Raw genomic sequence first — 12743 nt, 5'->3', positions numbered from 1 at the left:
TAATATTTATTTTACTACCACGTAAAAGGGAATGTTGTGCGAGGCAAAATGATCGTGGTTATCATAGGCAAAAACAAATAACCGGTAAGGCCCTTCATAGGCCGGGGTCCGAATCCTTATAGTGGAGGAATCCATGGGTGTTAACAGGTGTTGAAGTGTATTGTTAAAATCTCCGGATTCAATATAGTTCTTCCCTTCTGGTCTCAGTTCCCACCAATATCTGACAGTGTCCCCGTCCACATCTGATGCCATGACCCTTGCCTGGTAGGTAGAATCTGCCACCAGGTAAATGTTGTCTTTCCTATCATTAGGGGAAATTAAAACCGAATCAATGCGGGGAGCCCAATTATCAATGCTATCCCCTTTCCATTTGCTTTGAAGGATATTAACAGATTCAGACTCCAATCCATCGGAGGAAAACAAACTAAAAAAGGTATGGGTTACCTCATATTTATGGCCCCAATAAAAGGCATATCCTCCTAAAAAAAGTTCCTGGTCTCTGTGTATAATTTCCCAGTTTCTATCCATGAGTAAAGCCTTTTCCGAACTACTCTTTTCATAGCTTGCTCCCCATTCAGATTGACCAGATTCCCAATGCCCCTGGGGTCCCCATTCGGACAAAATATAAGGTTTATTCCATCCTAAGGGGCTTCGTATTTCACCATACAAATCCGGTATCCTTTCAAATCCATTTACACCCAAAAGATCTATATAGGGGCATAATATCCGCATCAATCCATATTTGGAGAAACCCGGGCCCATGGGAGTGGTAGTCATTACCGGGTGATTTGGGTCAGTGTCATGGATCATTTTTGCAATTTTGTTCAGGGTGAGCATGATCAACAGCCTGTTACCACCAAATACATGAACCTCGTTCCCCAAACCCCACATCAAAAGGGCGGGATGGTCTTTGTACTTCTCCACAATCATCCTCAAGCCTTCAATCTTTTCATTAACCTGTTTCAAATTCCAATATTGAAAATCCTGGCCCCACCACTCCCTGCCTACTTCCAGGCCCAGGGTTACGGTAAGCCCAAGTTGATGCGCCTGATCCAGAATTTCACCTGCATTTTCAGTGTTCCATGTCCTTAGGGAATTACCCCCATAATCTTTTAACTTTTCCAGTTCCGCAAACCCACTGGCACCTTTGATAAAATAAGGCTCTCCATGTCTATAAAGTTGAAACTGATTACCATCTTCTATGATCTCTACCTCAGGCTTAAAATCATTTTCGGATGGGTTACAGGAAGTAAAAAAAATAAGTAAGGTGTACAGGATGGGTTTTGACATGTTCGTTTTTTATTTTGCTACAAAAATATACCTAAAAATCCAATAAATGAAAAATGAAAATGGCAGATCATTTTAGTAACATAAATCCTATCGAAAAGAATCCGGAATATCACCGCTCAAATAATTAAAAAACTTAAAACTAAATTGTTATATGTTTAGAAAATTCAATTTTTTTCGGTTTTTGGTTTGGGGGGCCTTTCTTTCCCTGGGATGGTTTGTTTATAAATTCTTTGCAGAGGTAGGAATAGGTCACCGGTTATTGTATTGGTTATTGACAGTTGCACTACTTTTCAAACTATTGGAATTAATTTTTGAGTGGTACCACTTTGAGGGACTGTCAGGGGTAAAACCCAAATTGGAGCCCCCTAAGTTAAATAAGTCATACAAGGTAGATATGTTTACAACTGCCTGTCCGGGAGAACCATTTGAAATGATAGCCGAAACTTTAAAGGCCATGGTAGCAGTCAGGCATCCCCACAACAATTATCTTTGCGACGAGGGCGACGACCCGCATTTAAAGCAATTGTGCGGTGAATTAGGAGTTTACCATATTACCAGAAGAACTCATGAAAATGCAAAAGCAGGCAATATCAATCATGCATTGGCTCGGTCTAATGGCGAATTTTGCGTCATCCTTGATCCTGATCATGTGCCAGCACCTGATTTTTTGGATAAAGTGCTTCCCTACTTTCAGGATCCGAAAATCGGCTATGTGCAGGTAGTACAAGCCTATAAAAACCAATATGAAACCCTCATAGCCAAAGCCGCAGCAGAACAAACCTATACCTTTTACGGTCCCTATATGCGAATCATGGGCGAATATGGCACTGCACAAGCTATCGGAGCCAATTGCACCTTTAGACGAAAAGCATTGGAGTCTGTAGGGGGTCATGCACCCGGATTAACAGAAGACATGCATACCAGTATGCTACTCCATGCCGAAGGTTGGGAATCCGTTTATGTGCCTGAAATCGTATCGAAAGGTCTTGTGCCGAGCAGTTTATCAGCCTACTACCAACAACAGCTTAAATGGAGCAGAGGGACTTTTGACCTATGGCTAAACTTGTTCCCAAAGCTATTCGGAAAATTTTCCTGGAAACAAAAGATTCATTATGGACTATTACCCCTATACTATTTGTTTGGCTTCATCACGCTTATCGATGTGGCAGTACCTGTATATGCATTGTTAACCGGTACCTACCCCTGGCAGATGAATCCCTGGAAATTTTTTGGGTATTTCACACCATTGTTATTATTGGGCTTACTGGTCAGAGCAAAAAGCCAAACCTATTTGCATGATCCGGAAGAAAAAGGCATACACCTTTTGGGTGGTATTTTGCGGGTGGGAACCTGGTGGATCTATATCCTGGGTTTTTTCTACACGCTTATCAATAAAAAGGTATTGTATATTCCTACGCCAAAGGTTCATTCCTATAAAAATGAATTTTTATTAAGCATTCCAAACTTAGTTATTGGCCTATTTTCCATAGTTGCCGCAGTTTATGGATTGAACAGGGATTGGCATCCCTATAGCTTTTTAATGGCTGCTTTTGCGCTGACAAATGGACTGATCTTTTTGATTTCAGTTTTTATAAGTCAATCTCAATTGATTGACTATGTCAAAAATTTTCGAGATAGCCTAAAAGAAAGTCAAAATCCGCTAAGCCTAAATATTACTTATTCAAAAATAAATAAAATGGCCATTCCGGTAGTCATATTCTCTTTGGCAGCTACTTTGGTGTTATTGATTCCCGGCGGTTTTACCTCCGTCAAGGATGATGAGCAAGAAACCAAAGGGCAGGCAAATATTTCTGACAAGTTAGGAGGGTTTTACCTGGGTGCCTACTTACCTGTTTTAGATTTGGCTGAGGATATGGCTCGTGTGACAAAAACAGAAAAAGCCAGTGGATGTGATTGGGCCATTATTTCTACTTATTTGGCCTGGGGGGATGATCCCCTACCCATAAGTCGTTGGCAAAAAGTGATTGACCATGGTGCCATCCCAATGATCACCTGGGAACCATTTACCAATTTATTTGAGGAATACAAGAACCATCCCGATTTGAGGGAAAATAAAAAAGTATTGCAATACATCAGCAAAGGCCATTTTGATACCTATATTGATCAGATGGCTTTAGCACTGAGAGACCTTAAATCACCTGTATTTTTACGTTTTGCCCATGAGATGGACAACCCCATGTATCCATGGTCTGAAGCCGGTGGAAATTCCCCGGAAGAATTTAAGGCTGCCTGGATCTATATATACGAGCGATTTGAAGATTTGGGAGCTAAAAATGTAAGTTGGGTATGGAGTCCCTGGTCAGCCTCTAAAATGAAGGCTTATTTTCCTTATGGAGATGGCATAAATAGGGATAACAATGGATATGTTGATTGGATCGGTTTGACAGCTTTGAACTACGGCCAGGCCTATAGCGATCAAAAGGTTCGTGATTTCAGCGAAATATACGAGCCATTTGCCGATAAAATAGAAGAGCTGTCATTAAAACTTCCGGTAATGCTCGCAGAATTTGGCTCTACTTCTTATGGTATCGATCCAGTCCAATGGAACAGGGAGGCCTTAGTGCGAATCAAGAGTTCCCACCCAGAAATCAATGCCCTGGTTTTTTTCTACAGCAATAAAGATAAAAACTGGGTAAGTGATTGGCGTCCGGATGATATAACAACATTTATCGACTGGACATTTGATATTTCTGCCCTAGCTCCGATATTAAGCTCTTTTGATAGTCCTTTGAATAAAGATATCAACTCTGATTTCCTTTTACCAAACTACACATACAAAAGTAACGTGATTCAGGGCAAGTATGGAAATTATTCCTGGAATGTGGATGGCAAACCTTTTTATGTAAAAGGTATCTGTTACAATACCGGACATGACTGGCATGAGGGATTCTACCCCTTAACCAGAAATCAACTGAAGCATGATTTCAATCAAATAAAGGCTGCTGGTGCCAATACCATTAGAAGGTATGAACCTCAAATTTATGACAAAAATATCTTTTCTGTAGCAGGTGAAACAGGTTTAAAGATCATGTATGGATTTTGGTTTGATCCGTCCATTGATTATTATAAGGACAAAAATGCACTATTGAATTACGAAAAAAGGGTACTGGACTATGTGGACAAATACAAGGAAGAATCAACTATAATTGCCTGGAACATCGGTAACGAAACCTGGGGTCTTTTAAAAAAATTCTATGAAAAACCTTATTTGGACCTAAATAGAAAAGCCTACCTGCAATTTATAGAAACTTTGGCTCAGAAAATTCATATCGCAGATCCAACAAGACCGGTTCTGTCATCAGAAGAGCACGATCATTTTGATCTCAATACGGCAGTACATGCGTACAGAAAATATGCTCCATCTTTGGATGTTATCGGAATCAATTCTTACTACAAAGAAAACATTAGTGAATTGAAAAAGGTCTTCTCCCGATTAGATACCTCAAGGCCCTACATGATTACGGAATTTGGGCCAAAAGGATATTGGAATAAAGCCTACGGGGATTTTAGGAATGATAGTTTATTAATTGAACGTTCTTCTGTTTCAAAAGGTAAATGGTATAAAAAGCAATGGCAGGAATACATCCAGGCAAATAAAGGGTTCAACCTGGGAGGCATGGCCTTTAGTTGGAGGGACAGGTATGAGGGTACGGCTACCTGGTATGGTATAACTGACTATAAAGGAAGGTTAAAGCCTGCGTATTATTATTTAAAAAGCGCATGGAAAAATGAAGCTGTAAATCCGGATTATTTCCCCGAGTTGACCGTTGTCGGGAATTGGTATGCAGGAAATCCAGGATCCAACCTTTGGTTTTCAGCAGGTATCATCAATACCTATCAGAGGGAATTATCCTATGATTGGGAAATTTTGGATCAGGAGACCTGGAGAAAGGATAAACCTATTGTTAATTCATTAATGAATAATCAATTTGTTGAAATCCGGTTACCCGAGAAATCCGGCAATTATAGAATTTATGTTTATGCTACAGATAGAGAAGGAAATGTAGTGACTGCCTCCAGGCCGCTATTATTAAAATAAACTGTGGAAAAAGGCAAAACAAACATATATTAAGTTTATTCCATTATAATTAGAAATCATGATATTTCTATGCCCTTTACATTCTCTCATCCCGCGATAATATTTCCTCTAAAATGTTCTTTTGGCAGGTACCTTTCGCTAACCGGTTTAATCACAGGTAGTTTAGCCCCTGATTTTGAGAAATTTTTAAAAATGGAGGCTGAAAGTTTTTATAGCCACTCCTGGGGGGGCGTTTTTTGGTTTAACCTTCCTATGGGTATTTTACTAGCACTTTTATTTCATGCTGTCATAAGGAACCCTTTGATAGAAAATCTTCCAGAACACCTCAGAAAAAGACTTTACCGCTTTAAAGTAGTAGTGTTTGGGGAAATTTTTAAAAAAAATTATGGAAAGGTATTGATTTCCATATTCATTGGAGCAATCAGTCATATCATTTGGGATAACATCACGCATTCTCCTGATACCTTAATCCGAATAAGCCGTTTCATAGGCTTAACACATGAAACGACAGATTTAATACTTAACTATTTTCGATACTTTGATGACACAAGTTCCTTATTAGGAATCCTTTCTATTTACCTGATTATCTTATTTTTGGATAAAGATAAAATAGCTTCAGCCAATTACGTTTCAAAGTTAAAATTCTGGTCTATCCTTTTTCTTTCCGCAGCCAGTATTCTATTTACCAGGGTTTGGTTAGGGTATACGAAAATTGAATTTTTTGAATTGGTGTTTGCAGGAATTGCCTCCTGCTTATGGGGATTATTGTTTTCTTGCATTATCTTTCGAAGAAATAACTTCATCTGAATAAGTTATTCTCCAAGGAAAACTAAGTTAAAAACAAAATTGATATTTTGAAGCAAGAATCCTTTTCCCATTATTTAACGACAATTAGCTTTTTCCTTTCCACCAATTTTAACCCATCAAATACCGATAACAGGTATACTCCCTGGGATATAGCATCTAATGAAACCGTACACCCTTTATTATTTCTCGGAAGGCTATTCAGGTCAAAATGCTTTACTAATTGGCCTGCCATATTATGGATAAGAATCCCTCCTTCTGTGATATCAACCCCTAGTTCAACGGTTACTTCATTCCTCGCAGGATTGGGAAAAACCCTGATTGCTTCATTAAGGATAGGTTGCTCTTTTTCTATCCTGAAAACTTCGCTACCGATTGCTTCCCTATTCTCGGCTCCCTTAATTGAGCCACCCTTGCCATTTCGTACTATGGCAATTCCGGAAAGCGTAGCCCGATTTTGCCTGGCCAGTAATTCCAAATCCAGAAAACCATCACTTACCTGAATATCTATAAATTCCAATACCGTTGGTTTATTGCCATTCTCCGAAAAGATGTCAAAGCCATTTTTAACCAATTTCCCTTCCACGCTGATATCAAAAACCCTTCTTCCAGCTCTGGAAGAGGGTCCGGCATATCCGAAATACAATTCGTTATGCATGGTATAGACAGTATAAACCCCATCAGGAACCGGTATGCGGTAGTTGAGCTTTCCTGAATTGCGCTCGGTCTGAAACAATCTTTCGTCGGAAGCATTCCCGTTGGAATAGGTCCAGGAGTCAGTGTTGTAAACCCCTCCTTCTAAATTGGCTTCACTGGAAAATACGCTCCCATCAAATAATTCATCCGACTGACTACCTGTATTTACAAATAAGGTAAAATCCTCTCCAGCGGTATGGGTTAAATCCACCTCATTTTCATAAATGGAAATGGCAGAAACGGTTGCCCTATTGCTACTAGCCACCATGCCGATATTCAATACCCCATCGGTTACCGCGATTTGCTCAAACGTCAGTACCGTAGGTCTGTTTTGGCTTTCTACAAAAAGGTCAAATTCCTTTTTTACTGTTTGATTTTCCAGGGTAATGTCAAAGACCCTTCTTCCTGCCCCGGCAGACGGTCCCAAAAGACCGAAATAGAGTTCATGGTGATAGGTCTTTACCGTATAGATACCATTTGGAAGGGGAATTGCATAACTTAGCACTGATCCATTACGTTCCGATTGGAAAAGTGGCTGATCGCTGGCCTTGGTATGGCTATACGTAGAGGAATTGCCGTAATATTCCTTGAATTTTAAGTCTGATTCAAAGGTATCTCCATTGTACACCACATCAGAAAGCTGCCCTGCTTTAAGCCTCAGGACCGGTTCTATATCGTTTTGGGAAATCGCAAAGCCACTGATACTGGCATTATTGGCGTATGCCTTCAATCCCAATTCGAGCACGCCATTCGTGACCTCAATCTGTTCAAAAGTAAGTACCGTCGGCTGGTTATCATTTTCAAGAAAGAGGTCAAATTTCTCTTTTACCGCTTCTTGTTGCAGAATAATATCATATACCCGCTGCCCGAATTTGGCCTCCGGTCCACCCTTCCCGAACCAAAGTTCGTTATGATAAGTATTAACTGTGTAAGTACCATTGGGTACCGGAATAGCAATCGTAAACTCGGTACCAAAACGTTCCGTCCAAAAAAGCGGCGCACCAAAGCTGCTAGAATCCGTAAATGAGAGAGTCTTGCCTTTGATATAGCCGACAATAGCCTCTTCCCCTTTAAAAGTACGGGAAACCATGCTGACCTCGGCGAATGAGCCCAAATTAAAAAAAAGGCCGTTGCTTTCCGAAAGAATACGCTCATCAGGAAAAAGGGAGTTGTTTTGTTCAACTGAAATTTTTAAGGGATCAGAGACATTTTCGAGACCTTCATTATCGGTCACTTTTACTGTTAGGACATAGGTTCCCTGCGGAACGGCTTCCCAGGAAAAGTCAAAAGGACTTTTTTCGGTACGTCCAATACGTCCATTATTTGCAAAAAATTCAATCTGTTCAATCTCACCATCCAAATCCATGGCACTGCCTTTAATTTGCAAGGATTCTCCGGCAAAAATGTTAGTATTTTCGAAAGGCATATCCAAATAAATAATCGGTGCCTCATTGGGTTTCTTAACCTCAACAAAGATACTATCTGAAGTAATAGCCCTACCATATTTGTCAAGAGCTTCCACATGCAAGTAATGCCTGCCGAATGGAATATTCTTCCAGGTACAGGTAAAGGGATCCTCACTTTTTGTGGCGATCAGTGTTTCACAGAAATAATAATTTATTTTTTCAATATCATTAATATCACCAACGTCAATCTTAACATCAATGGACACTTGTTCGCCTTCCCTCCAAATTGTATTGTCTAGCGGATTAGTTAATTCTAAAGTGGAAATGGGCACCGGAAATAAGCTTAATTTTTCTTCAGGAACTTTAATCAGTAGTACAGAGGAATAAGGTTCTATTAAAATATTTCCTGAATGAATATTACTTTTTAAATCTAAATATACTCCGTCCAACTTTATTGATTTTTTAGAGGAAGAGTCATTATATTCAAAAATTACCATCTCTTCTCTATCAACAAACTCACCAGTAACTTCTTCTAAATACAAATTATCAATCCAAAATTCAGCTTCAGAATCTTGAGGTTCTAAAATCAAAACGGCATTTTCTTCACTTCCTTCTGATAAAAACAGTTCATTAACTTCATCTTCCAAGTCAGATACACTTAAATATTTAACGTCAGAAATTCGTTGATAAGGAGAGTCCTTTTTCCTCAAAAACACCTTAAGTGTCATGGATTGTTTCGAAAACGCAGAAAATTTTAAATTATACTTCGACCCCAGTTTTATTTCCTTAACATCGACAATTAAAAAACCTTTATCTGGGAAAAACCCTTTTAGTGCATTTCCATCAAGAAATTCACTGTTTTCAATGGTAAAATTACAATTACTGTTTGGGGACCAACAGCCTATACCTTCCAATTTTGAGTCAAAATCATTGTTTAAAAATTTATTGTTTCCAATCCTATCTTTAATAAAAAAATATGACAAAAATATTGGGCTACCCGTTGATTCACGGTCAACCTGAAATAAATTGCTCCATTGCTTCAGGTTAATATTTTGAATCAACATTCTATTTAATGAGTCAGGCATTCCTACTGAAATAGTATTCGCATTATTAAAAGGATTTGAATAATAATTATAATTGAAATCTCCCATTTCAGAAAGGTCATTTAATTTTGATCTAATTCTAACAAAATATTCATCAAAATTATTTAAGAGAATTTCATTTGAATTAACTTTAATGTTCCTAATAGGATTTCCACTGTTATCATGTATAAATGATATACCTTGACTTGTATCGTATATTTTATTTTTATTAATAGATAAATTGCTAGCATTATGGACAAAAATACCATTATTAGAGATTTTCGATATGCTGTTACCACTAATTTCTATTCCAGAAGAGTTATCATCAATATATATTCCTTCGGCAGCTCCGTTGTTTTTTTTATTGAAATCAGGCGTTCCTTCAACTGCTCCTACTCCATTTATTATAATATTTTCACTTATCTCACGATTAGTAAAGTCATACTGCAATGAACCAACATGAGTATAAATACCACCACCATCATCCTTGATAAAACAGAAGGTATCGATAAAATTGTTTCTTATTACGGTATTATCTCCATTTAAATTTATACCAACGTATCCAGTTTTGACAATTGTATTTCCTTCAATCAATCCGTTATGGGCAAGATGATCAGTTGAAATAGCCACACCTCTTCCGTTACCATTTCCACCCATTCCAGGAAATATTTGAGTCCTATGTATTTGATTATTTCTGATAGTATAGTTTCTGTTACCTCTAAGGAAAATAGCACCACTATAACTATCTTCTATTATTGAATTTTCAATTAGTAAGTTTAACCCCTTTATTGATTCAATTGAATTAATTCCAGAATACCTCAATTCACAATCTACAATGCTTATATCTGACGACTGAGAAATTTCGATATTATTTTCATTTGCTCCTAAAAAAATTAAATCTTGAACTAAAATAGAGCTCGACATAGGGTTGACTTTTAGTAGTCTATCTAATGTTGCTAACTCAATTTTTTCTGTGGAAACTAAACCTTCATTACTAAACAACAAAATTTTTCTATTAATTTTATCAAAATACCATTCACCTTCCTGATCCAATGTTTGAGGGTGGTTTTGAATAAAAAACCCGTAACCTACTGAGGGAGAATATGTACCTCCCGACGGATTAAATGAAATTTCGTTTCCACTTTGAGATGTAATATTAAGCCTATCTATAGTCCATCGTTTTTTCCTGATAACAATTTCACCTCCAGTAAAGTCCGGAAATGAATTCAACTCCTGGGATTTCACCGCATCGTTATTATTATGCGAAGAAATGGTCAAGTAGCCACCATTTTCTTCTGAAGCATTTGGATATCTCCCCATAGCAAAAGGGGTTCCGTCGATGGTTAGGACATTAATCATCTCAGAGAAACTTTCGACAGGTGCTTCAAATAGGTTATTCCCTTTGGCCTCCCAATCCGTTATTTGTACCATACTGGTGATGATCGGTTTTTCTCCTTCGCCATAAGCACCAATAACAATGGGACTTCCAACTGATCCGGATTGATTGATATTGATGCTACCAAAGAATTTTTCCCCCCTACGGAAGAGTACCTGGTCTCCCGGCTTCAGGGTATTAAAAATTTCATTTAATTTTTGGATGGACTTCCAGGGGGTCTTGGGGTCCTGTGCCTCCATAAAACTTCTGGAATCATTACCTAATTCTGTAGAAAAGTAATAATTGGCCGCCTGGCTGGGCTGTACCAAAAAAGTCAGCCCTAAAACGATAAACAATATATAAAACAGCGTTTTCATTGTGTTGAATTTAAAAAGGTTACTACTCACTTTAAGGATCTTTCAAGGTTTATTTTTTTATTATCTTCCCCGAAAATTTCTCCATTTGATTGGTGATAATTGTCGAAAATCCTATAAAAACCGTATTCTGAAAATTAAAATTATATTAATTGAATTTTGAATACATCAAAATGATATTTTGATAATACGGTGATCACGCTTAATAAACGGTTTATTATATAAAAAAACAAATTCGAAGGGCTTTAAATTAGTTGATTTTTTTTGAAAATATTTCTTTTATTCTATTGTGCATTTTGTCTATGAATTAGTGAAGGTCAGACGAATGATGAAAGAAAATATTTCATCTGGTTTTTAAAATTCCAATGTTTTTCAAGGTTGGCAGGTGTTTGTGGCCGTTCAAATCCCAGTTTTCATTTCCAAACAGACAAAAGACCTGACTGCGATTTTTTTACAAGGAGGACAAAAAACGCTGCAATAACTGCATACACCTTTTTTTATGATTTATTTGACACTTTTATGCGTTTTAATTACATATAAAAAAATAATATTTTTATATTTGAACAAGACCCGTCAATAAAATATGTTCTATAAACCTCTACCAAATTTTAAAATTTACTTATCAAACTATAAACAATGTTAAAAATTTCTTATTTAATAAAATATGTAATTATTAAATATTTTATTGAATAATAGCAAGATTAAAGCCCTGCCGTCTCTTATAAAAAAATGCCAACCCATGTCACCAACAGCCACCCTCAAAAATCAACTCCACGACTTCAGCCTATTTAGCCAGGAGTTAGTTCATTTACCCAAATCAGAGAAGGTATTGATACAAACCTTAAATCAGTACTCCTACTGTCTAACAAAAGAAGATCCCGAGTTCAGAACATCCCTTTTGGAAGCAGATGTAATCTTGCCGGATGGCATTGCCATTGTTTTGGCTAACTGGTTAATTACAGGAAAAAAAATTAAGAAAATTGCGGGGGCAGACCTGCATCAATACCTACTGGAAGACCTTAATAATAAAGGAGGCAAGTGTTTCTATTTGGGTTCTTCGGAAAGCACCTTAAATGCCATTAAAGCCCGGTGCAAAAAGGAGTTCCCAAATATTGAAGTAGGGTATTATTCTCCACCTTTTAAAAACACCTTCAGCGGGTCGGATTCCGAACAAATGATCAAAGCTGCAAATACCTTTCGGCCCGATGTGCTGTTTATCGGCATGACAGCCCCCAAGCAGGAAAAGTGGGCTTTTGCGAACAAAGAATTTTTGGAAGCCCCTGTTATTTGTTCCATTGGAGCGGTATTTGACTTTTACGCGGGAACGGTCAAAAGACCGGGCAAAGCCTGGATCAATTGGGGCCTGGAATGGCTGGTACGCTTCGCCAAGGAGCCCCGAAGAATGTGGGTTCGGTATGGCTACTACGGCCCTGTTTTTTTTAAGGACCTGTTTCTGGAAATCCTTAGTAGGATATCCTCTAAAAAACAGGAGAAAGGCCGCTTCAAAAGCATGAAGGAAATTTCTGAAAAAATGAATTAATTGGGGGAATAGCGGGTCGGGTAACCTATATGAAATCTGCCTGGTAAGCGTCTCAGCGAGTACCCGATTTACTTTTCTTTAAAGAAAATGAAGTCAACGTAAATTACTCATCGGCC

The 12743-nt window shown here is 38.0% G+C and carries 5 protein-coding genes; 3 read left to right on the top strand and 2 right to left on the bottom strand.

Annotation, left to right across the window (positions count from 1 at the left end; genetic code table 11):
- Positions 1-6 precede the first annotated feature (6 nt).
- On the bottom strand, positions 7-1290 hold the full coding sequence (locus tag GJQ68_RS16145) for a glycoside hydrolase 5 family protein (RefSeq protein WP_162418339.1): 1284 nt from the start codon (positions 1288-1290) through the stop codon (positions 7-9).
- A gap of 151 nt (positions 1291-1441) precedes the next feature.
- Between GJQ68_RS16145 and GJQ68_RS16140 the strand changes: the two genes are divergently transcribed.
- Positions 1442-5350 carry a glycosyltransferase gene (locus GJQ68_RS16140; RefSeq protein WP_162418338.1) on the top strand — a complete coding sequence of 1303 codons (3909 nt, stop codon included), beginning with the start codon at positions 1442-1444 and terminating at the stop codon, positions 5348-5350.
- Positions 5351-5419: 69 nt separating this feature from the next.
- Positions 5420-6157 carry a DUF4184 family protein gene (locus tag GJQ68_RS16135; RefSeq protein WP_162418337.1) on the top strand — a complete coding sequence of 246 codons (738 nt, stop codon included), beginning with the start codon at positions 5420-5422 and terminating at the stop codon, positions 6155-6157.
- Between the two features lie 70 nt (positions 6158-6227).
- Here GJQ68_RS16135 and GJQ68_RS16130 read toward each other — a convergent pair whose 3' ends face one another.
- Positions 6228-11090 carry a malectin domain-containing carbohydrate-binding protein gene (locus GJQ68_RS16130; RefSeq protein ID WP_162418336.1) on the bottom strand — a complete coding sequence of 1621 codons (4863 nt, stop codon included), beginning with the start codon at positions 11088-11090 and terminating at the stop codon, positions 6228-6230.
- A gap of 736 nt (positions 11091-11826) precedes the next feature.
- Here GJQ68_RS16130 and GJQ68_RS16125 point away from each other — a divergent pair.
- Positions 11827-12627, top strand: a complete 801-nt coding sequence (locus tag GJQ68_RS16125; RefSeq protein ID WP_162418335.1) for a WecB/TagA/CpsF family glycosyltransferase — start codon at positions 11827-11829, stop codon at positions 12625-12627.
- The last annotated feature ends 116 nt before the right edge of the window (positions 12628-12743 follow it).

The organism is Cyclobacterium roseum (assembly GCF_010119225.1).
GTDB lineage: Bacteria > Bacteroidota > Bacteroidia > Cytophagales > Cyclobacteriaceae > Cyclobacterium > Cyclobacterium roseum.
Note: the sequence above shows the minus strand (reverse complement) of the source record. Positions and strands in the feature narration are given on the sequence as shown.